General features: G+C 46.8%; 22 protein-coding genes. 18 read left to right on the top strand and 4 right to left on the bottom strand.

Annotation, left to right across the window (positions count from 1 at the left end):
* Positions 1-20: 20 nt before the first annotated feature.
* On the bottom strand, positions 21-986 hold the full coding sequence (locus MY9_RS20145) for an iron-hydroxamate ABC transporter substrate-binding protein (protein ID WP_014666009.1): 966 nt from the start codon (positions 984-986) through the stop codon (positions 21-23).
* 176 nt (positions 987-1,162) lie between these two features.
* Between MY9_RS20145 and MY9_RS20140 the strand changes: the two genes are divergently transcribed.
* Positions 1,163-1,561: a hypothetical protein gene (locus MY9_RS20140; protein ID WP_014666008.1), complete on the top strand. Its 399-nt coding sequence runs from the start codon at positions 1,163-1,165 to the stop codon at positions 1,559-1,561.
* Between the two features lie 42 nt (positions 1,562-1,603).
* Here MY9_RS20140 and MY9_RS20135 read toward each other — a convergent pair whose 3' ends face one another.
* Positions 1,604-1,957 (bottom strand): hypothetical protein, encoded by a 354-nt coding sequence (locus tag MY9_RS20135; RefSeq protein WP_014666007.1) that lies wholly within the window; start codon positions 1,955-1,957, stop codon positions 1,604-1,606.
* Between the two features lie 247 nt (positions 1,958-2,204).
* The gene (gene cotNE / locus MY9_RS20130) at positions 2,205-2,570 is read right to left on the bottom strand and encodes an inner spore coat protein CotNE (RefSeq protein ID WP_014666005.1); all 366 of its coding nucleotides are present in this window, start codon (positions 2,568-2,570) and stop codon (positions 2,205-2,207) included.
* Between the two features lie 90 nt (positions 2,571-2,660).
* Here cotNE and MY9_RS20125 point away from each other — a divergent pair, with 90 nt between their 5' ends.
* From MY9_RS20125 to MY9_RS20045, 17 genes are all read left to right on the top strand, one after another.
* Positions 2,661-3,086 (top strand): DUF3255 family protein, encoded by a 426-nt coding sequence (locus tag MY9_RS20125; protein WP_014666004.1) that lies wholly within the window; start codon positions 2,661-2,663, stop codon positions 3,084-3,086.
* Positions 3,076-3,633: a hypothetical protein gene (locus MY9_RS20120; RefSeq protein ID WP_014666003.1), complete on the top strand. Its 558-nt coding sequence runs from the start codon at positions 3,076-3,078 to the stop codon at positions 3,631-3,633. Before MY9_RS20125 ends, MY9_RS20120 begins: the two co-directional genes overlap by 11 nt.
* A 39-nt stretch (positions 3,634-3,672) precedes the next feature.
* Positions 3,673-4,485, top strand: a complete 813-nt coding sequence (gene yidA / locus MY9_RS20115; protein WP_014666002.1) for a sugar-phosphatase — start codon at positions 3,673-3,675, stop codon at positions 4,483-4,485.
* Between the two features lie 363 nt (positions 4,486-4,848).
* Complete coding sequence (locus tag MY9_RS20110; protein ID WP_014666000.1) at positions 4,849-5,835, top strand: choloylglycine hydrolase family protein; 987 nt, start codon at positions 4,849-4,851, stop codon at positions 5,833-5,835.
* A gap of 421 nt (positions 5,836-6,256) precedes the next feature.
* Complete coding sequence (locus MY9_RS20105; protein ID WP_014665998.1) at positions 6,257-7,582, top strand: LLM class flavin-dependent oxidoreductase; 1,326 nt, start codon at positions 6,257-6,259, stop codon at positions 7,580-7,582.
* Between the two features lie 13 nt (positions 7,583-7,595).
* Complete coding sequence (gene snaB / locus MY9_RS20100) at positions 7,596-8,093, top strand: sulfur-containing aminoacid acetyltransferase SnaB (protein WP_014665997.1); 498 nt, start codon at positions 7,596-7,598, stop codon at positions 8,091-8,093.
* A gap of 24 nt (positions 8,094-8,117) precedes the next feature.
* Positions 8,118-8,912: an amino acid ABC transporter substrate-binding protein gene (locus MY9_RS20095; protein WP_014665996.1), complete on the top strand. Its 795-nt coding sequence runs from the start codon at positions 8,118-8,120 to the stop codon at positions 8,910-8,912.
* A 22-nt stretch (positions 8,913-8,934) separates the two neighbouring features.
* Positions 8,935-9,609: an amino acid ABC transporter permease gene (locus MY9_RS20090; protein WP_014665995.1), complete on the top strand. Its 675-nt coding sequence runs from the start codon at positions 8,935-8,937 to the stop codon at positions 9,607-9,609.
* 12 nt (positions 9,610-9,621) lie between these two features.
* Complete coding sequence (locus MY9_RS20085) at positions 9,622-10,371, top strand: amino acid ABC transporter ATP-binding protein (RefSeq protein WP_014665994.1); 750 nt, start codon at positions 9,622-9,624, stop codon at positions 10,369-10,371.
* Positions 10,372-10,387: 16 nt separating this feature from the next.
* Entirely contained in the window at positions 10,388-11,530 is a 1,143-nt protein-coding gene (gene sndB, locus MY9_RS20080; protein WP_014665993.1) for an N-acetyl-sulfur-metabolite deacetylase SndB, read from the top strand.
* Positions 11,527-12,864, top strand: a complete 1,338-nt coding sequence (locus tag MY9_RS20075; protein WP_014665992.1) for an MmgE/PrpD family protein — start codon at positions 11,527-11,529, stop codon at positions 12,862-12,864. Before sndB ends, MY9_RS20075 begins: the two co-directional genes overlap by 4 nt.
* A gap of 70 nt (positions 12,865-12,934) precedes the next feature.
* Positions 12,935-14,047: an ethanolamine utilization protein EutH gene (eutH, locus tag MY9_RS20070; RefSeq protein WP_014665991.1), complete on the top strand. Its 1,113-nt coding sequence runs from the start codon at positions 12,935-12,937 to the stop codon at positions 14,045-14,047.
* A gap of 72 nt (positions 14,048-14,119) precedes the next feature.
* A complete protein-coding gene (locus tag MY9_RS20065) occupies positions 14,120-14,947 on the top strand; it encodes a DUF1206 domain-containing protein (RefSeq protein WP_014665990.1) in 828 nt (275 codons plus the stop codon).
* A 134-nt stretch (positions 14,948-15,081) separates the two neighbouring features.
* Positions 15,082-16,023 carry a DNA-binding transcriptional repressor DeoR gene (deoR, locus tag MY9_RS20060; RefSeq protein ID WP_014665988.1) on the top strand — a complete coding sequence of 314 codons (942 nt, stop codon included), beginning with the start codon at positions 15,082-15,084 and terminating at the stop codon, positions 16,021-16,023.
* A 105-nt stretch (positions 16,024-16,128) separates the two neighbouring features.
* Positions 16,129-16,800, top strand: coding sequence for a deoxyribose-phosphate aldolase (gene deoC, locus MY9_RS20055; RefSeq protein ID WP_014665987.1), 672 nt, complete (start codon positions 16,129-16,131; stop codon positions 16,798-16,800).
* Between the two features lie 81 nt (positions 16,801-16,881).
* Entirely contained in the window at positions 16,882-18,063 is a 1,182-nt protein-coding gene (gene nupC, locus MY9_RS20050; RefSeq protein WP_003244143.1) for a nucleoside permease NupC, read from the top strand.
* A gap of 29 nt (positions 18,064-18,092) precedes the next feature.
* The gene (locus MY9_RS20045) at positions 18,093-19,394 is read left to right on the top strand and encodes a pyrimidine-nucleoside phosphorylase (protein WP_014665986.1); all 1,302 of its coding nucleotides are present in this window, start codon (positions 18,093-18,095) and stop codon (positions 19,392-19,394) included.
* A gap of 44 nt (positions 19,395-19,438) precedes the next feature.
* Here the strand turns inward: MY9_RS20045 and MY9_RS20040 are convergent, their stop codons facing one another.
* Entirely contained in the window at positions 19,439-20,866 is a 1,428-nt protein-coding gene (locus MY9_RS20040) for an amino acid permease (protein WP_014665985.1), read from the bottom strand.
* Positions 20,867-20,891 lie beyond the last annotated feature (25 nt).

The raw sequence follows: 20,891 nt of genomic DNA, 5'->3' as shown, positions 1-20,891 counted from the left end.
TCATGACTGTGCCTTTTTCTTTACTTTTTATTTTCTTCGGCCCGTTTGATCAGCATGTCAGCGATGATATCCACCTGTTTGCTGACAGAAATCGGATCGTACGGGTAGAACGTGTCAAAGTCATTGATAAACACGCGATTATGTTTAACAGCGTCAAGGTTCTTCCAAATAGAGGAATTCTCCAGCTTGTCGAGTGTTTTGCTTTCGCCTTTCGGGTTGTAGTCCGTAATGAACATATAATCTGCGGCATACTCAGGAATCACCTCTTGAGAGAGCTGTTTCATCTCTCCTTTTTTGATGACATCTTGTTCAATTTTTTCAGGCGCTTTTAACCCGAGCGCATTGTATACAGCTTGGCCGCCGCGTCCGCCATTGTCATTGAACACCCAGAATTCGCCCTTGTCTGTGTTTTCATAAATGCCGAAGGTCGCATCCTTGTCGATGACGCCGGCAATTCTCTTTTTAGCCGCGTCCGCTTTTTTGTTAAAGTCAGCCATAAATGAGGTTGCTTTGTCTTTCGCACCTGCGATATCTCCGAACATGCTGACTGTGTCCTCGACGTTTTTCGCTGTGTTATAAGGTATGACAACAGTCGGAGCGATTTTCTTTAATTTATCGACATTTTCATCATTCATGACAACAATGAGGTCAGGCTGAAGCTCCATCACTTTTTCAACGCTGATTGGATCACCGACATCCTTCACATTTTTCAGCTTTGATTTTAAAAACGGATTATCAAATGACCACGAGCCTGAGCCGACTACATTGGCCCCGACAGAAAGCAATTCACCGGCATAAAAATCAGTGACGATGCGTTTTGGATGTGCAGGAATGTTGACGTTCCCTTTAGGTGATTTGTATGTTCTCATTTCTGTTTTTTCGGAAGCAGAATCGCTTGAGCTCCCTTTAGAAGCCGTGCCGCTGCAAGCGCTGACAAACATGAGAAGCAGCACAAGCATGCCCACGAGCAATGTGTTCTTTTTCATCAAAAACCCTCCCAATATGTATGTAAATAGATTAGTAATGATTATCATTATCAATTAATAATATAGCAAGAAACCCATTCTCCGTCTATCACTATTTTCAAGGAAGAACGTTTTTTCATTTATAGGTGACGCGGTATGCCTAATCGATTATTATAGGTAAATAGGAGGAGGAAAATATGGGAATTACAAAAAGAGGTGCCGCTTGGGAATGGCTGCATAGCTGGTGGATGCTGTTTATTTTCATGCCTTTTGCCATTACCAGTTTTTTTGCCTTTTTATTTATTGGCATCAAGGTTAGAAATAGAAAGTGGATTATGTACGGAATCATTTATTTTTTCATTTTTGCGTTTGGTTTTGTTTTGCCCGATCTGCCCGGTGTTTTTGTTGTGATCCCGTTGTGGGCTGCGACCATTATTCACGGCTTTAAAGTGCGCCCGCTATATTTGATTCAGCTGGATGTCTACAAGGATCATGTGGAGGCACGGGCTTTTGCCGAGGCAAGAAGTGAAGCCGAAAGCAGATTTCATGCGCCGAAACAGTCTATTCAGGATATACATATTCGCAAAGAACAGTAAGAAAAAAGCTCAACACTCGCATTGTGTTGAGCTTTTTCTATCCTACTGCTGGTAGGATTGCTGTTGAAATGGCGTATTTTGGCCGAATGGAAGTGTAGACACATTCGTATTCATCACGCTGGATTGTCCAGTAAGTTCCTGCTGCATTTGGTTGCACATGTTGACAACCTGCTGGCATTTTTGAATCGCCATGTCATGTCCGTGCAGCGCTTGTTGAATCGTATGTGCTGCTTGTTGTTCGTGGTTTAGAATTTGCTGCAGCATTTGGATGTTTTGCTGCTCCTGGTGAAGCATTTGGCGGTATTGCTGGCTGCTTTGCTGTGTTTGCTGAATGAGCTGCTGAGCAGTCTGGCGGCATTGGTTCAGCTGCTGCAAGCCGTGTTGTGTATGATGCATAAATCATTCCTCCATGTGATCGATTGACGTGAGTCGGTATTATCATGCAACTGGCATGAAAAGAAATTCTGTAAAAGAGGAACTACAATTATTTTCCTCGGCCCCTCTGTCTTTGAATGAAAACGGTAAAGATTGTATACTGGGTACAAACCCTTTTTATGTAAATGTTCCGTTTTAACATATAAGAATGGCGGAAAACGAAACCCTGAAATGGGGGAATCGTATTCCGCTTTTTTTCTTCGTTTGCTCAGAAACCGCCTTCTCCTGCAGTAAATGGGATATTCAGTCTGTTTTCTACTGTGCGGAGGCGCTGATTGAGCCGATTTAAGCGGCGTGTATGGCGTTCAACAGCCTGGCTTAGCTGATTGACCTGTTCGGCAATCCGTGCAATTTCCCGATTTTGACGGCGGTCTTCGTTTGTCAGACGGGTTAATTCTCTCGACTGCTGTTCATTTTGCCGTTCAAGTGCTGCGATTCTTCTTTCCAATGCAGGCTGTCTTTCCATTTGGTATGGCTCGTATATATCCTGCTGTGGATAAGGGCTGTATTCATAGTGGCTATAGTAAGGTTCCTGCTGAGGCAGCTGTGGGCTGTAATATTGATAAGGGTTCATTATGATCAATCTCCTTGTGGGTGAATTCCTTATAACTTATGTAGTCATTGGCACAGTGCCACGGCATTCGCCTAAAAAAAGGAGGAAAGGATGGGGATCTCCTTGAAAAACAAATATGGCATTTTGTTATTTATTGCTGTATGCATGATGGTATCCGGCTGCCAGCAGCAAAAAGAAGAGACGCCGTTTTATTACGGAACGTGGGATGAGGGAATTGCTCCCGGGCCAACGGACGGCGTGAAATCAGCAACGGTCACATTTACCAAAGACGAGGTTGTGGAAACGGAAGTGATGGAAGGAAGAGGAGAGGTTCAGCTGCCTTTTATGGCATACAAGGTGATTTCCCAAAGCGCTGACGGGTCTATCGAGATTCAGTATCTCGGCCCCTATTATCCGCTCAAAAGCACACTGAAAAGAGGAGAAAACGGGACGTTGATATGGGAGCAAAATGGACAGACAAAAACGATGACAAGAATCGAATCAAAGACCGGCAGGGAGGAAAAAGATGAGAAATAAAAAAGCTGAAAGACTGGTGGCAGCGGGACTTGTTTTACATATCATTCAGTGGATATTTATATTATGGGCTTTTCTCAAGGTCAAACATTTATTTAGTGACTATACGATCTATAACCCTAATGTTATCAGCGGCTCCATGCAGTCCTTATCGTTTATACAAATGATGCGCGCTATGGTGTACTCAGGGGCAATCGTGAATTATGTGTTGTTTTTTGCCCTTGTATTGCTTATTTATGGCATCGTGCTTCATGCCATCCTGATCGTTCTGGAAATGGCGGCTTACGTTATGATCAGACGGAATCCTGCATCTTCATGGGGGTTCTTTTTCATCGCGACGGGTGTGAAGCTTGCCATCTTGAATATAACCGGCATTCCGTTTATAGCTGCCGGCTTTATGCTGATGAAACAGAAAAAAGCAGAAAACGTCGTGAAAACAGAAAGAAAGCGGGAACCACGAAAACGTATCCGAAGACAAGGGCGGCGTCTAAACAGAATCCGGAGAAAACCATCTCTTCCGGTTGAATATCAAAAAGGAAAAACGATATGATGGGACTATAGACTGAAAACGACATGAAGGAGATGCAGGATGTACAAACTCATTGCAATTGATATGGATGGAACACTTTTAAATGATCATCATGAAGTAACAGAGGAGGTCCGCGACGCGCTTCACGCGGCAAAAGCGGAAGGTGTCAAAATCGTGCTTTGCACCGGCCGGCCTATCGGGGGTGTGCGGAGATACTTAGATGAACTGAATTTAATTGAAGAAGGCGACTATGTCATCGCGTATAATGGAGCGCTTGTTCAAAATACGCATACAAATGAAGTGGTCTCAGAGCTGTCTCTCGGCTATGATGATTTGGCTTCATTATATGACCTGAGCTTAGAGCTGAAGACGCCGATGCATTTCTTTGATTCATCTCATTTGTATACGCCTAACCGGGATATTAGCGAATTTACCGTATACGAATCCTATGTGACACAGGTGCCGCTTCATTTCCGCAAGATTGACGAGGTGCCTAAAGATATCCTCATCCCGAAAGTGATGTTTATTGATCAACCGGAGAACTTAAGCCGCGTCATTACGTCGATTCCAAAAGACGTGAGTGAAAAATATACAATGGTCAGAAGCGCGCCGTTCTTTTACGAAATTCTGCACCCGGAAGCCAGCAAAGGAAATGCTGTACGCCAGCTGGCACAGCTGCTCGGAATCGAGCAGGCTGAAGTCATGAGCATAGGCGACAACGGGAATGACCTGACAATGATCGAATGGGCGGGCTGCGGGGTGGCCATGGCAAACGCCATCCCAGAAGTATTGGAAGCCGCGAACTTTCAAACACGCTCCAATAATGAACATGGTGTCGCGCATGCGATTCACGAGCTTGTTTTGGCGAAATAATAATGAAATCCAGCCTTTTAGGCTGGATTTTTTGTTATGTTGTGCCCGGCCGGTCTGTAAGCGCCATGAGGCCTTTTTGCGGAATGGACGCTACAACTTCTTTTCCTGCTGCCTTATAATATCAGCGATTGATCATGAAACTGCAACTTTTCTGATTGGCTCTGATACAGCAGGGGCTAGTAAAAATAAAAAGGAAGCTTTCACCATAAACATCAGCATAGTACATTGAAAGAATCTCTTCGTCTTTATGTTGGAAGGTGATGTCAATCTTTTGACGAATCTCTTTGTCTTTCGTTATGCTGATAAAACAAGTTGTTCACAAAATGTATGATTTTAGCCTGAATGGAAAGGGGACTGAATCAGATGTGCACAAGTCTTACATTGGAAACTGCTGACCGGAATCATTTATTAGCGAGAACAATGGATTTTGCATTTCAGCTGGGGACGGAGGTCATTCTCTATCCGCGCCGTTACAGCTGGAAGAGTGAAGCTGACGGAAAGGTGCATCAAACACAGTACGCGTTTATCGGTATGGGGAGAAAACTTGGAAATATATTATTTGCCGACGGAGTTAATGAAAGCGGTTTATCTTGTGCGACGCTTTATTTTATGGGATATGCGGAGTACGAAAAAACGCTTCGGGGAGACGGCGTTCATATTGCCCCGCATGAATTTGTAACATGGGCGCTATCAGTTTGTAAGTCTTTGGATGACGTAAAAGAAAAGATCCACTCTTTAACGATTGTGGAGAAGAAATTAGATCTATTGGATACCGTTTTACCGCTGCACTGGATATTGTCAGACCGGACGGGACGCAGCCTGACGATCGAACCGAGAGCAGACGGCATCAAAATCTATGACAATCAACCAGGTGTCATGACGAACAGCCCCGACTTTTTATGGCATGTGGCCAATCTTCGGCAATATATAGGATTACGGCCGAAACAATTCGAGAGCAAGGAGTTGGGCGGATTGATGCTGTCCGCTTTTGGCCAAGGCTCGGGTACAGTGGGGCTGCCGGGAGATTATACACCGCCTTCACGGTTTGTCAGAGCTTGTTTTCTGAAAGAACATCTAGAGCCTGCGGCAGATGAAACGAAAGGTGTATCAGCAGCTTTTCAGCTTTTGGCAAACATGGCGATACCCAAGGGTGTTGTGATAACGGAAGAAGACGAAATTGATTATACGCAATACACTTCTGTGATGTGCAGCGACACGGGAAACTACTACTTTCACCACTACGACAATCGGCAAATCCAAAAAGTAAGTTTATTTCATGAAGACCTAGACCGCCTTGAGCCTAAAGTGTTTTCTGCTAAAGCGGAAGAAAGTATTCTAGAACTTAATTAAGATACAATGAGCTGATTTCGGTATGAATCCGGGATCAGCTCATTTTTTTATGCGATGTCTCAGCTTCTGAATGAGTCAAAGTGGACCGATCTGCGACGGCGATCACGTGCGTTTATTAGCAAAGAGCAAAAGCGGCGGCAAAACGCGTATGGTCGGAAGTACAGATATGCATTTATATAAAACTTTGAATCAAAACGAGTCTCAGCATCATCAGGCTGTTTTGTAAGGATACAGGTTGCACAAATGCCGCTCCATGATGCTGCGAGATTCTTTTCAGCTTAAAAAGAAAAATTTGATCTTAACTCATTGACAAACGTCCAAGACAAAGGTACATTTTGATTTATTCATATTAAACGACTAGGAATATAGGAGTTTATTTTTCGGATTATTCAGCCTAAAACATGATAAAAGGAGTATCGCCATGACAAGCAAAAAGAAACAAATCAAATTAGGGGTATTTTTAGCAGGCACAGGCCATCACGTCGCGTCTTGGCGGCATCCTGACGCGCCTTCAGATGCGAGCATGAATTTGGATTATTTTAAAGAGCTTGCGAAAACAGCGGAGCGGGGCAAGCTGGATATGCTGTTTTTAGCAGATAGCCTATCAATTGACAGTAAATCACATCCAAATGTATTAACAAGGTTTGAGCCATTCACCTTGCTCTCTGCCCTGGCGCAGGTCACATCAAGAATCGGACTGACAGCAACAGCCTCCACTACATATAGCGAGCCGTTTCACATTGCCAGACAGTTTGCGTCATTGGATCATCTGTCCAACGGCCGTGCCGGATGGAACGTCGTCACTTCATCGATTGAATCAACAGCGCTGAATTTCAGCGGTGAAAAACACCTTGAACACCATTTGCGCTACAAGCGGGCAGAGGAATTTGTCGAGGTTGTAAAGGGGCTTTGGGATTCATGGGAAGAGGGCGCCTTTATCCGCAATAAAGAAACAGGTGAATTCTTTGAGAAGGAAAAAATGCATGAGCTGAACCACAAAGGAGAATATTTCTCGGTTCGCGGGCCACTGAACGTTTCAAGAACGCCGCAGGGCCAGCCAGTCATTATCCAGGCAGGATCATCAGGAGACGGAAAAGCGCTGGCTGCCAGGACAGCAGAAGTGATCTTCACAGCGCAAAACCACCTGGAATCCGCTCAAGAATTTTATCAATCCATTAAAGAACAGGCTGCGGAATTCGGACGTGATCCAGAGAAAATCGCCATCATGCCGGGTATTTTCCCGATCATTGCTGATACCGAAGAAGCAGCGAAAGCCAAATACAAGGAGCTTCAAGACCTGATTATTCCATCCGTCGGTCTGCAAATTCTCCAAAATTATTTAGGCGGAATTGATTTGTCTGCGTATCCGCTTGACGGGCCGCTGCCGAAGCTTGACGCAGAAGCTTCCAATGCGGTGAAGAGCCGCTTCAAGCTTGTTCAGGAAATGGCTGAACGGGACAATATGACGATACGCGAGCTTTACAAATACGTTGCAGGCTCCAGAGGACACCATATCTTCGTCGGCACGCCGGAGCAGCTCGCTGACAAGATGCAGGAATGGGTGGATAAGGAAGCGTGTGACGGGTTTAATATCATGCCTCCGCTTCTACCAGAAGGAATTGAAGTGTTTGTTGATCAAGTGGTTCCGATTTTACAGGAGCGCGGCGTGTTCAGAAAAGAATATGAAGGCACAACATTAAGAGAGCACTTCGGTTTGGAAAAGCCGGTCAACCGCTATGCAAAGTAAGGAGGAACGCTAGATGAAGCCACAATATCGCCTTGCAGTTGAACGTGATGCTGAACAGCTTCTCGAGCTGACATTGCGGGCTTATGAACCGATTCGAAAGCTCGGCATTCGTTTTGCCGCCGCTCATGCGGATTTGGATTTGGTGCTGAAAAATATCCGGAAAAACGCCTGCTACGTCATGGAAGAAGACGGGCGGATCATCGCGACCATCTCCTTAAGAATGCCATGGGGACAGCAGCCGGGACCGTATGGCGTTCCGCATATCTGGTGGTTCGCTGTGGACCCTGACACCGGTAAAAAAGGAATCGGAACAAAGCTGCTTCAATGGCTGGAGGAAACAATCCTCCGAGATACGTTAAAGGTTCCGTTTGTCTCACTCGGAACAGCGGATAAGCATCCGTGGCTGATTGAGATGTACGAACGAAAAGGGTATGTCCGCGCAGGTGAACAAGACCTTGGCAAAGGGCATATCACAGTTTATATGAAAAAACAATTGCGACATGATCTATAAAAAAAGAAAAGGCGGGAAAATCAAATGAAAATGAAAAAATGGACTGTGCTGGTCGTTGCTGCATTATTAGCGGTGCTCTCCGCTTGCGGCAATGGAAACAGCAGCAGTAAAGAGGATGACAATGTGCTTCATGTCGGTGCGACAGGACAAAGTTACCCATTTGCTTATAAAGAAAACGGAAAGCTGACAGGTTTTGACGTTGAAGTGATGGAAGCGGTCGCTAAGAAAATTGACATGAAACTGGACTGGAAGCTTCTTGAATTCAGCGGGCTGATGGGAGAGCTTCAAACAGGCAAGCTTGACACCATTTCGAACCAGGTAGCTGTGACAGACGAACGCAAGGAAACGTATAACTTTACGAAACCATACGCTTATGCGGGAACACAGATTGTCGTCAAAAAAGACAATACAGATATCAAATCAGCAGACGATTTAAAAGGGAAGACAGTCGCGGCCGTTCTCGGTTCAAACCACGCGAAAAACCTTGAAAGCAAAGATCCTGATAAAAAAATCAATATCAAAACGTACGAAACACAAGAGGGCACGCTGAAGGATGTTGCGTACGGCCGTGTTGACGCTTATGTTAACAGCCGAACTGTATTGATCGCGCAAATCAAGAAGACCGGTTTACCGTTAAAGCTTGCCGGAGATCCGATTGTTTACGAACAGGTTGCATTCCCATTTGCCAAAGACGATGCGCACGACAAGCTCCGCAAAAAAGTCAATAAGGCGCTTGATGAATTACGTAAAGACGGAACACTGAAAAAACTCTCTGAAAAATACTTTAATGAAGATATCACAGTAGAACAGAAGCATTAAGAAACGGCGGTGAATCACCAGAATGAACACGATTGATTGGGAATTCATGATATCAGCGTTCCCGACTTTAATTCAGGCCCTTCCAATCACCTTGTTGATGGCCATAGCGGCTATGATGTTTGCCATTATCGGAGGACTTATTCTCGCACTCATTACAAAGAACAAAATTCCAGTGCTTCATCAGCTGTCAAAGCTGTATATATCCTTTTTCCGAGGCGTGCCGACACTGGTGCAGCTGTTCTTAATCTATTACGGGCTGCCGCAGCTGTTTCCAGAGATGAGCAAAATGACAGCTCTCACTGCCGCCATCATCGGGTTAAGCTTAAAAAACGCAGCTTATTTGGCAGAAATATTCCGGGCGGCCCTCAATTCTGTTGATGACGGGCAGCTGGAGGCGTGTCTGTCTGTCGGCATGACAAAACTTCAGGCATACAGACGGATTATTTTGCCGCAAGCGATCCGAAATGCGATTCCGGCAACGGGTAATACATTTATCGGACTCCTGAAAGAAACGTCACTGGCCTTTACATTAGGGGTCATGGAGATGTTCGCCCAAGGGAAGATGTACGCTTCAGGAAACCTCAAATATTTTGAGACGTACTTGGCGGTTGCGATCGTCTATTGGGTTCTTACCATTATCTACAGCTTGTTGCAGGACTTGTTTGAACGCGCCATGAGCAAGCCATACCGGACTTAGAGGTGAAATCAGTTGATAACAGTAAAAAATATTCGCAAAGCGTTTAAAGATCTCGTCGTGCTAGATGGAATCGATCTAGAAGTGAAGCGCGGAGAAGTGGTGGCGATCATCGGTCCGTCCGGTTCCGGAAAATCAACGCTTCTCCGGTGCTTGAATCTATTAGAACGTCCGGATCAAGGCCTCATTGAAATCGGAGAAGCCAAACTGAACGCGGAAAAATTTACACGCAAAGAAGCACACCGGCTTCGCCAGCAAACGGCCATGGTTTTTCAAAACTACAATCTGTTTAAAAATAAAACGGCTTTGCAAAACATTACAGAAGCTTTAATTGTGGCTCAACACAAATCACGCGACGAAGCAAAACGCATTGGAATGGAGATTCTGAAACAAGTCGGTCTAGAGCATAAGGCTGACAGCTATCCGATCACAATGTCAGGCGGCCAGCAGCAGCGAATTGGCATCGCTCGGGCGCTTGCGGTCAATCCGCATGCGATCTTGCTGGATGAACCAACGTCAGCGCTTGACCCTGAGCTCGTCGCAGGAGTGCTTCAGGTCATCAAATCCATTGCGGAAAAACAAACAACGATGATCATCGTGACACACGAAATGGCGTTTGCAAAAGAGGTCGCTGATCAAGTGATTTTTATGGCAGACGGCCATATTATCGAACAGGGAACGCCAGAAGAACTGTTTGACCATCCACAAAACGAACGGACAAAACGGTTTATCAAGCAGGTGGGAGAGCCTGCAGAGATTATATAAGAAGGGGAGAAGAACAATGGCCGACAAAACGTTTCATACCCGTTTAATCAATATGCGGCGTGATCTTCATGAACATCCTGAACTGTCATTTCAAGAGATTGAAACGACGAAAAAAATCCGCCGCTGGCTTGAGGAGGAGCAGATCGAAATACTGGACGTTCCTCAATTGGAGACTGGTGTGATTGCGGAAATCAAAGGACGGGAAGACGGCCCCGTGATAGCGATACGGGCGGACATTGACGCGCTCCCGATCCATGAACAGACGAACCTGCCGTTTGCTTCTAAGGTTGACGGTACGATGCATGCGTGCGGGCACGATTTTCATACCGCTTCAATTATTGGCACAGCCATTTTGCTGAACCAAAGACGGGATGAGCTGAAAGGTACCGTCCGCTTTATCTTTCAGCCGGCCGAAGAAATTGCCGCGGGAGCAAGAAAGGTCATAGAAGCTGGCGTGCTTGATGGTGTTTCTGCCATTTTCGGCATGCACAATAAGCCGGATCTGCCTGTTGGGACCATTGGTGTAAAGGAAGGTCCGTTAATGGCAAGTGTTGACCGGTTTGAGATCGTCATCAAAGGAAAAGGCGGTCACGCCGGTATCCCGAATAACAGTATTGATCCAATTGCTGCCGCAGGACAAATCATCAGCGGCCTGCAATCTGTGGTCAGCCGCAACATCAGCTCACTGCAAAACGCAGTCATCAGTATCACAAGAGTACAGGCGGGCACGTCGTGGAACGTGATTCCAGATCAAGCTGAAATGGAGGGAACGGTTCGAACCTTTCAAAAAGAAGCGAGGCAGGCCGTTCCGGAGCATATGAAACGGGTGGCTGAAGGAATTGCAGCGGGCTATGGGGCACAAGCCGAATTCAAGTGGTTTCCTTATTTGCCTTCCGTTCAGAATGACGGCACCTTTTTGAATACGGCATCCGAAGCTGCGGCACGGCTTGGCTGCCAAACCGTTCACGCTGAGCAGTCTCCGGGCGGAGAAGACTTCGCTCTGTATCAAGAGAAGATCCCGGGATTTTTTGTCTGGATGGGAACGAACGGAACGGAGGAGTGGCATCATCCGGCCTTTACACTGGATGAAGAAGCCCTTACGGTTGCCTCTCAGTACTTTGCGGAGCTGGCGGTTATTGTATTGGAGACCATCAAATGAGCAAACAAGGGCTGACAGCAGGTCTTGCAGCGGCTGTGAGAACGTCACAACCTGAGCATTCAGTTGACGCGATTCACGAAGCAAAAAAGGGATTACTTGATTTTACTGCCGCTTCATTCGCAGGAAGAGAAGATAAAGGAATTCAAAAGCTGCTCCGGCTGATAGAGGATGAAGGAGGCCTGCCTCTTGTTCCTATTATCGGACAGGGCAAAAAGGCCGCGCCATTACAATCCGCGATGCTCAATGGATTTATCGCTCATGCATTGGATTTTGATGATGTCCACTCCGATGTAAGAGGACACCCCAGTGCAGTCATCGTACCGGCCCTTATTGCTTCTGCCGCTCGCGGACATGACGAGCGGCTTCTTGGCGCTTATGTTGTTGGTGTTGAAGTGATGGCACGGCTGGGAGAATCAATTGGCAGCCGCCACTATGAAAAGGGCTGGCATAATACGGGAACGCTTGGTGCGATTGCTGCCGCCTGCGCCGTAGGTTATGCTGAGGGACTGCCTCAGAAAGAGTTGGAAAAAGCGATTGGTTTTGCGGCTACGCAATCTGCTGGGATGAGGGTACAATTTGGAACAGAAATGAAACCGCTGCACGCAGGTCTGGCGGCTCAGGCTGGCTTGATGGCCGTTAAGCTGGCCCAATCAGAATTTGGCGGGTCCCGTACGGCACTTGATGGAGAAACTGGTTTTTTCAATCTGTACGGTGATTTGGAAAAAGCACAACACACTTTGCTATACGATTGGGGCGGACCGTGGAGAATCGTAAAGCCGGGCCTATGGTTTAAAATTTATCCATTTTGTTCCGCGGCACACCATGCTGCAGACGCGGTACGAAAGCTTATCTCTGAAGAAGCCATTTCTGCTGCCAATACCGAGCGGATTGAAGTGGTTTTTCCGCCAGGCGGAGATGCTGCATTGACGGAACGGTCTCCGAAAACTGGAGAGGAAGGCCGTTTCAGCGTTGAATATGTGATTGCTCTTGCTTTGCATGGACACGAGCTGACCGTTGAACATTTCAACAGCCAGCCGATCCCTAGCAACATTCAAACAACAATGGGGCGAATTCAGCGAGTATATGACAATGCTATTCAGCCGGCTCCACATGCCGTTCCGAAAGGCCGTTTCACGATTGTCCGGGCCTATTTATCAGACGGCCGGATTTGCGAAGCGCGTGTGGACTGTCCAAAAGGGGCTTCAGGAAATGAGCTGTCGGAAGAAGACATAAAAGAAAAATTGAGAGTAACGGTTCCGCAGGAAAAAGCGCGACGCATTATAACAGCTGTTGAAAAAGCCGATATCAAAGAATTTTTAGCTCATATAGAATAAGATTCAGCTCTATTCGATGATTTCAGATGATATGATAAAACCAATCATACGTTTGAAAAAGGAGAAAACCATGACGGTGAATGACGCGGTTGTATTCATTTTGGCTGCCTTTTTACTATGGGGAGCGGCGGATTATTGTTTGGGAAACAAATGGGGGCTTGGCGAGCGGTTTGCGGACGGCTTCAAGGCTATGGGGCCGCTGGCGCTGTCCATGATCGGTATTGTGTCACTGGCGCCCGTGCTGGCGGCAATCCTGATTCCCATTGTTTCTCCGGTTTACACAGCGATTGGCGCGGACCCTTCTTCCTTTGCGAACACCATTTTGGCGATTGATATGGGAGGATATGCGCTGGCCGGAGAAATGGCGAAAGATCCGCAGGCCGGGCTGTTTTCATGGGTGTTTTTAGGAACAATGATGGGACCGGCAATCGTCTTCACGATTCCCGTCGCTCTTGGCATCATCGAAAAAGAGGACCATCCGTATTTTGCGAAAGGCATATTAATCGGGCTGTGCACAGTGCCGATCGGTTGTTTCACCGGCGGATTATGCGCGGGCTTTGACATCGGCATGATAGGTAAAAACCTTCTGATCCCAAGTCTGTTATCTGCTGTGATCGCTTTTGGGTTATGGCGGTATACCGACAGTATGATTCGGTTGTTTCATCTCTTCGGGAAAGCGGTCAGTGTGGTTGCGATTATCGGGCTTGCGGCTGTCTCCGTTGAAACGCTGACAGGCATTGTGCTGATTCCAGGAATGGAGAATGTCGAGACTGGGATACAAACGACAGGGACCATCGCCATTGCTCTGGCAGGGGCGTTTCCGATGACGGCTTTTATTACAAAAACCTTTAAAAAACCGCTTCAGGCTCTTGGGAAATGCCTTCATTTAGATGAGACAGCAACAGCAGGCTTGGTGACCTCTTTGGCGCATCATATCCCGATGCTGGCTTCATTAAAGGATATGACGCCGAGAGGAAAGGTCATCAATGTTGCGTTTGCGGTCAGCGGCGCCTTTGTACTCGGCAGCCATCTCGGTTTTGTAGCCGGAATGAAAAAAGAAATGGCGGCGGCCATGATCATTGGAAAAGTAGCTGGCGGAGTCACAGCTGCCGCGGCGGCTGCTTGGATGATGCCTGCACAGTCAGCTGATCAGCAAAAACGTATCTCAGCCGGCCACAGCTGAGGCAGAAGCTGTTTCAACTTTGTCCAATCGGGAATGTTACAGTAAAGATTTCTGTGAAAGAGGGTTGGACACATGGCGGGGAAAGACCAGTACGTGTCAAAAATAAAACAGGAAACCAAGCCTTGGATCAAACGATTCGGGAGGCTTGGTTATTTTGCATTCGGCGGCGTTTTTATTCTGCTTGGGATTTTGGCATTTATGACGGCTGCCGGGGCAGGCCGCGCGAAAGACTCGAGCGGAGCGCTCCAAACGCTATCACACATGCCGTATGGATCGTTATTGCTTTTTTTAATAGGTGTCGGCCTTATCGGCTATGTGATCTGGATGGTGTTAAGCGCGATCAAGGACACGGAGGGCCACGGGAACAGCAGGCGCGGCCTGTCACGGAGAATAGGAAACTTTTTCAGTGCCGCCGTTTACGCATCCATCGCTTGGAATGCCTTGCGATTTGTGTTTGGCCAAGGGAAAGGCGGCACTTCAGAACAGACGTGGTCAGCTTACATATTGGCGCAGCCGTTCGGCCAATGGCTTACAGGGCTTACGGGTGCGGGTTTTATCGTATTTGCGATTGTTCAATTTATGAAAGGCGTTCGGGCTGCTTTTATGAAAGAATTCGATACGTCAAAAATGAACAAACAGATGATATGCATTACGAAAAACACCGGACGCGCAGGCAATATCGCCCGGGCCATTATTTTCTCGGCTATCGGCTATTTTCTCATCAAAACAGCCATGACCGCTGATCCCGACGACACAAGAGGCTTTGACGGCGCGCTCGCCGAACTCGCGCAGCAGCCGCATGGCAAATTGATTCTATCTATATTAGCGTTAGGCCTGATCTTATATGGAATGTATGCCATTATGAAAGGCATTTATCAGCATATGTCATGGGAGAGGTGAGCTCTGGGCAGGTCCGCGCCAAGAGCGTTTTTCAGTTTCTCAGAAATCAGGTGGATGAAAGCTGGCGCCAGCCTGTATAATAAAAGCAAATCAAAAGCAGTTTTCATCAGGACTGATCCACAAGGAGGTGCGGAATGGATCGGGAAAAACAACAATTAAGCATAGAAGCGGCAAGGCTTTACTATCAGTCTGACTACAGTCAGCAGCAAATTGCTGAGCAGCTCAACATTTCAAGGCCAACCGTTTCCCGGCTGCTGCAATATGCAAAGGAAAAAGGGTATGTCCAGATTCGCGTCATGGACCCTTTTGAAGATTTGGATGCGCTCGGTTCCATGCTTGAAGAGAAATATGGTCTCCTCGAGGCGCATGTTGTGTTTTCCCCGACACCCGATTATGCAGGAATTACACATGACCTAAGCCGCTATGGTGCAGAATATATGCATGAAACGGTAAAAGATGGCGACATTGTCGGCGTCAGCTGGGGAACCACCATGTATCAAATCGCGCAAAACATGCAGCCGAAGCAGATAAAAGGCGTCGAGGTCGTCCAGCTGAAAGGCGGTATCAGCCACTCGCGGGTGAACACGTATTCCGCTGAAACGATTCAGCTGTTTGCGGAGGCTTTTCAAACGATGCCGCGCTATCTTCCGCTTCCCGTCGTGTTTGATAATGCGGATGTGAAGCGAATGGTAGAGAAAGACCGTCATATTGAGCGGATCATTGAAATGGGCAAGCAGGCGAATATCGCTCTCTTCACAGTCGGGACTGTCCGTGATGAAGCGCTGTTGTTTCGGCTCGGATATTTTAACGAAGAAGAGAAAGCCCTGCTGAAAAAACAGGCCGTTGGGGATATTTGTTCACGCTTTTTTGATGCGAAAGGGAATATTTGCAGCAGTGCCATCAATGACCGGACCATCGGTGTTGAGCTTGAAGACCTCAGGCTGAAGGAACGCTCGATTTTAGTGGCCGGCGGAAGCAGAAAAGTATCTTCCATTCACGGAGCATTAAACGGAAAATATGCCAATGTTTTAATCATTGACCAGCATACTGCAAGGGTGCTTGTTAATGATTTGTGACACGTTCAAACCGTTCGCTGAACAAAATTTCAATTACCAATTTACATATGTTCAAAAGTCGGTTATGCTAAAAAATATCTTAACAAAAAAGGAAGTGTGCGAAGGATGTCATTAGCTAACATAATTGATCATACAGCTTTGAAACCGCATACACAAAAAGCGGAAATTCTCAAACTTATTGAAGAAGCGAAAACATATAAGTTTGCTTCAGTATGTGTCAATCCGACATGGGTGGCGCTTGCTGCGAAAGAGCTTAAGGGAACTGAAGTCGACGTTTGTACGGTCATCGGCTTCCCGCTCGGTGCCAATACAACTGAAACAAAAGCGTTCGAAACAAAAGACGCGATTTCAAAAGGCGCCACTGAAGTGGACATGGTCATTAATATTGCCGCTTTAAAAGACAAGGAAGACGATGTGGTGGAAGCGGATATCCGCGGTGTAGTGGAAGCTGCAGCCGGAAAAGCGCTTGTCAAAGTCATTATCGAAACTTGCCTTCTGACCGATGAAGAAAAAGAACGTGCGTGCCGTTTAGCGGTGTCTGCGGGAGCGGACTTCGTGAAAACATCAACAGGCTTCTCTACAGGCGGCGCAACGAAGGAAGATATCGCCTTAATGCGCAAAACAGTAGGTCCTGATATCGGCGTGAAAGCATCTGGCGGAATCAGAACGAAAGAAGATGTAGACACAATGGTTGAGGCTGGAGCAAGCCGAATCGGCGCCAGCGCAGGCGTTTCCATCGTAAAAGGAGAAAATGCATCAAGCGGGGACAACTATTAAAAAGCTGACGGAAGGCAGACTGCTTTCCGTTTTCTGAGGAAACAGTGATTGTAAGCGAATACAAATAAAGGAGAAACACATATGAAGTATTTGATTGGGATTATCGGTTTAATCGTGTTTTTAGGCCTCGCGTGGATCGCGAGCAGCGGCAAAAAAAGAATTAAGATCCGCCCAATTGTTGTTATGCTCATCTTGCAATTTATCCTTGGCTACATTCTCCTCAATACCGGGATAGGGAATTTCCTCGTAGGAGGATTTGCAAAAGGATTCGGTTACCTGCTTGAATACGCGGCAGAGGGAATTAACTTTGTGTTTGGCGGCTTGGTGAATGCGGACCAAACGACATTCTTTATGAATGTTCTCTTGCCGATCGTGTTTATTTCCGCTCTGATCGGGATTCTGCAAAAGTGGAAAGTCCTTCCGTTTATTATTAGATATATCGGCCTTGCCCTCAGCAAGGTAAACGGTATGGGAAGATTGGAATCGTATAACGCAGTGGCTTCTGCGATTTTAGGTCAGTCGGAAGTATTTATCTCCTTGAAGAAAGAACTCGGTCTTTTAAATCAGCAGCGCTTGTACACGCTTTGCGCATCTGCGATGTCCACTGTATCTATGTCGATTGTCGGCGCGTATATGACAATGCTGAAACCGGAATATGTTGTAACAGCGCTTGTTTTGAACTTATTCGGCGGTTTCATTATCGCTTCTATTATCAATCCGTACGAGGTTGCAAAAGAAGAGGATATGCTTCGTGTTGAGGAAGAAGAAAAACAATCCTTCTTCGAAGTGCTTGGAGAATACATCCTTGACGGTTTCAAAGTAGCGGTTGTCGTCGCTGCGATGCTGATTGGATTTGTCGCGATTATCGCCTTGATCAATGGCATTTTTAATGCAGTATTCGGTATTTCGTTCCAAGGCATTCTTGGATATGTGTTTGCTCCATTCGCTTTTCTTGTGGGTATCCCATGGAATGAAGCTGTTAATGCGGGAAGCATTATGGCAACAAAAATGGTGTCGAATGAATTTGTCGCCATGACGTCGCTTACGCAAAATGGTTTCCATTTCAGCGGCCGTACAACAGCGATCGTATCGGTATTCCTTGTGTCATTTGCGAACTTCTCCTCAATCGGAATCATTGCCGGTGCCGTAAAAGGACTGAATGAAAAGCAAGGAAATGTCGTCGCTCGTTTCGGCTTAAAATTATTATACGGTGCTACGCTTGTCAGCTTTTTATCAGCAGCAATTGTGGGCTTGATTTACTGAACTTAATCGAAAAGGATCGGTGACCAAACATGAGAATGGTAGATATCATCATCAAAAAACAAAACGGAAAAGAACTCACCACTGAAGAAATTCAATTTTTCGTGAACGGCTATACGGACGGAAGCATTCCTGATTATCAGGCAAGCGCGCTTGCTATGGCGATTTTCTTCCAGGATATGAGTGACCGTGAACGCGCGGACTTGACGATGGCTATGGTGAACTCCGGTGAAACGATTGATCTTTCTGCCATTGAAGGAATTAAAGTGGATAAACACTCCACCGGCGGCGTCGGCGACACGACAACGCTCGTTCTCGCCCCGCTAGTTGCGGCTCTTGATGTGCCGGTTGCCAAGATGTCTGGCCGCGGTCTCGGCCATACGGGCGGGACGATTGATAAATTAGAGGCAATCGCCGGCTTCCACGTGGAACTGACGAAGGATGAATTTATTAAGCTTGTGAACCGCGACAAGGTTGCGGTCATCGGCCAAAGCGGCAATTTAACGCCGGCTGATAAAAAACTGTACGCGCTTCGTGACGTAACGGGAACGGTCAATTCCATTCCGCTCATTGCAAGTTCGATTATGAGTAAAAAAATCGCTGCCGGGGCGGACGCCATCGTGCTTGACGTAAAAACGGGAGCGGGCGCCTTCATGAAAACAGAAGAAGACGCAGCTGAACTTGCCAAAGCCATGGTACGCATCGGAAATAACGTCGGCCGCCAAACAATGGCTGTTATTTCAGACATGTCCCAGCCGCTTGGCTTTGCGATCGGAAACGCGCTTGAAGTCAAAGAAGCGATCGACACGCTCAAAGGCGAGGGGCCTGAGGATCTTCATGAGCTTGTCTTAACGCTCGGCAGCCAGATGGTTGTGCTTGCGAAAAAAGCCGACACATTGGACGAAGCGAGAGCGAAGCTGGAAGAAGTCATGAAAAACGGCAAAGCGCTTGAGAAGTTCAAGGATTTCCTGAAAAACCAAGGCGGCGACAGCTCGATAGTTGACGATCCGTCTAAGCTTCCGCAAGCGGCATATCAAATTGATGTGCCTGCGAAAGAAGCGGGTGTCGTCTCCGAAATCGTTGCGGACGAAATCGGCGTCGCAGCAATGCTGCTGGGTGCCGGACGCGCCACAAAAGAAGACGAAATTGATTTAGCCGTCGGCATCATGCTCCGCAAAAAGGTCGGCGACAAAGTAGAAAAAGGCGAACCGCTCGTGACGCTTTACGCCAACCGCGAAAACGTCGATGAAGTCATAGCAAAAGTCTATGACAACATCCGCCTCGCCGCGGAAGCGAAGGCGCCGAAGCTGATTCATACGTTGATTACAGAATAAAAAATAAAGCACATCCCATGCTGAGCGGGGGTGTGCTTTTTTGATTATAGGATGTGATCAGCCGGATATTCCTCTTGGCTGATTTTTGTCGTTTTTGAAACATTTCTTTTGAAATGGTAGATGAGATAACAAAGGATGATACAAGGAATTCCGCAGAAAAGTGCGATTCTTTGATTGGGATCAAAAGCAAGACCGATACAAGAAGCTGAACATAATAAGAGAGCGGCTATAGGCATAAGAGGATAAAGCGGCGTGCGAAATGTCAGGTCTTTTACATTTCCCCCTTTTTTCAGAAACCTCTTTCGAAACAAGAGCTGGGACAAGGCAATGCTCATCCAGACCACGACTCCTGCAAATCCAGCAATTGCAACCATCACCACATAGACAGTTCCAGGGGCCACGATACTGGAAACGAGAGATAAACAAGATACAGCCATACTGATCATTAAGGCATTTAAAGGAATCCCTTTCGATGTGACTTTCTTAAAACGGGAGCTGATCATGTTTTCATTTGCTAACGACCACATCATACGGGTCGAAGCATATAAGCCTGAGTTGGCGACAGACAGCAAGGCTGTTAATATCACGAAATTCATAATGTCCGCGGCGTAAGGGATTCCGATCTCCGCAAATACGGCGACAAACGGGCTTTCAATCACGCCTGCGTCCTTCCACGAAATCAACCCGGATAAGACGAAGACAGCGCCAATGAAAAAAATCACTGTTCTCCATGCGACATTACGGATGGATCGCGGAATATCCTTTTGAGGATTTGCTGATTCTCCTGCTGTAACGCCGATTAACTCTGTGCCGGAAAAGGCGAAGCTCACAGATATCATCGCGATAAAAACGGCGAGAAAGCCATTCGGAAACAGCCCGCCATGGTCTGTGAAATTCGACAGCATAGGAGCATCCGCCATCCCGTTTAAAGAGATCAGGCCAAACATGGCGGCTCCCCCTAAAATGATAAATAAAATAATGGTGACAATCTTTACGCTGGAAAACCAAAATTCAGTTTCCGCAAATAACTTAACTGAAAATGCGTTGCATACGAAAAGAAGAGCCGCAAAAATCGCACTCCACATCCACACACTGCTGTCCGGGAACCAGCGCTGCATGAGAATACCGGATGCGGTAAACTCAGAACCTACCGTCACCACCCAATTGATCCAATACATGATGCCGACCATAAAACCGGTTGATGGGCCGATGAATGTTGTCGCATATTTTTGAAAAGAGCCGGTTACCGGCATGGCAACCGACAATTCGCCGAGACATTGCATGACGAGGTACATCATCAACCCGCCGATTACATAAGCGAGTATCGTACCGCCGGGTCCGGCTTGATGCAGCGTATAGCCTGTACTGAGAAAAAGTCCTGTACCTATGACGCCTCCCAATGAAATCATAAATAAGTGCCTGCTTTTCATTGTGCGTTTTAGCTGTTGGCCGCTGTTCTCCTGAAGATTCACTGTCTCGCCCTCCTTTTAGCTGCCA

This window comes from Bacillus sp. JS (assembly GCF_000259365.1).
GTDB classification, from domain to species: domain Bacteria; phylum Bacillota; class Bacilli; order Bacillales; family Bacillaceae; genus Bacillus; species Bacillus stercoris.
Note: the sequence above shows the minus strand (reverse complement) of the source record. Positions and strands in the feature narration are given on the sequence as shown.

What these genes read in the sequence shown, in the direction of transcription:
- MY9_RS20145 (WP_014666009.1), bottom strand. Translation starts at nt 986, where the DNA reads ATGAAAAAGAACACATTGCTCGTGGGCATGCTTGTGCTGCTTCTCATG.
- MY9_RS20140 (WP_014666008.1), top strand. Translation starts at nt 1,163, where the DNA reads ATGGGAATTACAAAAAGAGGTGCCGCTTGGGAATGGCTGCATAGCTGG.
- MY9_RS20135 (WP_014666007.1), bottom strand. Translation starts at nt 1,957, where the DNA reads ATGCATCATACACAACACGGCTTGCAGCAGCTGAACCAATGCCGCCAG.
- cotNE (WP_014666005.1), bottom strand. Translation starts at nt 2,570, where the DNA reads ATGAACCCTTATCAATATTACAGCCCACAGCTGCCTCAGCAGGAACCT.
- MY9_RS20125 (WP_014666004.1), top strand. Translation starts at nt 2,661, where the DNA reads ATGGGGATCTCCTTGAAAAACAAATATGGCATTTTGTTATTTATTGCT.
- MY9_RS20120 (WP_014666003.1), top strand. Translation starts at nt 3,076, where the DNA reads ATGAGAAATAAAAAAGCTGAAAGACTGGTGGCAGCGGGACTTGTTTTA.
- yidA (WP_014666002.1), top strand. Translation starts at nt 3,673, where the DNA reads ATGTACAAACTCATTGCAATTGATATGGATGGAACACTTTTAAATGAT.
- MY9_RS20110 (WP_014666000.1), top strand. Translation starts at nt 4,849, where the DNA reads ATGTGCACAAGTCTTACATTGGAAACTGCTGACCGGAATCATTTATTA.
- MY9_RS20105 (WP_014665998.1), top strand. Translation starts at nt 6,257, where the DNA reads ATGACAAGCAAAAAGAAACAAATCAAATTAGGGGTATTTTTAGCAGGC.
- snaB (WP_014665997.1), top strand. Translation starts at nt 7,596, where the DNA reads ATGAAGCCACAATATCGCCTTGCAGTTGAACGTGATGCTGAACAGCTT.
- MY9_RS20095 (WP_014665996.1), top strand. Translation starts at nt 8,118, where the DNA reads ATGAAAATGAAAAAATGGACTGTGCTGGTCGTTGCTGCATTATTAGCG.
- MY9_RS20090 (WP_014665995.1), top strand. Translation starts at nt 8,935, where the DNA reads ATGAACACGATTGATTGGGAATTCATGATATCAGCGTTCCCGACTTTA.
- sndB (WP_014665993.1), top strand. Translation starts at nt 10,388, where the DNA reads ATGGCCGACAAAACGTTTCATACCCGTTTAATCAATATGCGGCGTGAT.
- MY9_RS20075 (WP_014665992.1), top strand. Translation starts at nt 11,527, where the DNA reads ATGAGCAAACAAGGGCTGACAGCAGGTCTTGCAGCGGCTGTGAGAACG.
- eutH (WP_014665991.1), top strand. Translation starts at nt 12,935, where the DNA reads ATGACGGTGAATGACGCGGTTGTATTCATTTTGGCTGCCTTTTTACTA.
- MY9_RS20065 (WP_014665990.1), top strand. Translation starts at nt 14,120, where the DNA reads ATGGCGGGGAAAGACCAGTACGTGTCAAAAATAAAACAGGAAACCAAG.
- deoR (WP_014665988.1), top strand. Translation starts at nt 15,082, where the DNA reads ATGGATCGGGAAAAACAACAATTAAGCATAGAAGCGGCAAGGCTTTAC.
- deoC (WP_014665987.1), top strand. Translation starts at nt 16,129, where the DNA reads ATGTCATTAGCTAACATAATTGATCATACAGCTTTGAAACCGCATACA.
- nupC (WP_003244143.1), top strand. Translation starts at nt 16,882, where the DNA reads ATGAAGTATTTGATTGGGATTATCGGTTTAATCGTGTTTTTAGGCCTC.
- MY9_RS20045 (WP_014665986.1), top strand. Translation starts at nt 18,093, where the DNA reads ATGAGAATGGTAGATATCATCATCAAAAAACAAAACGGAAAAGAACTC.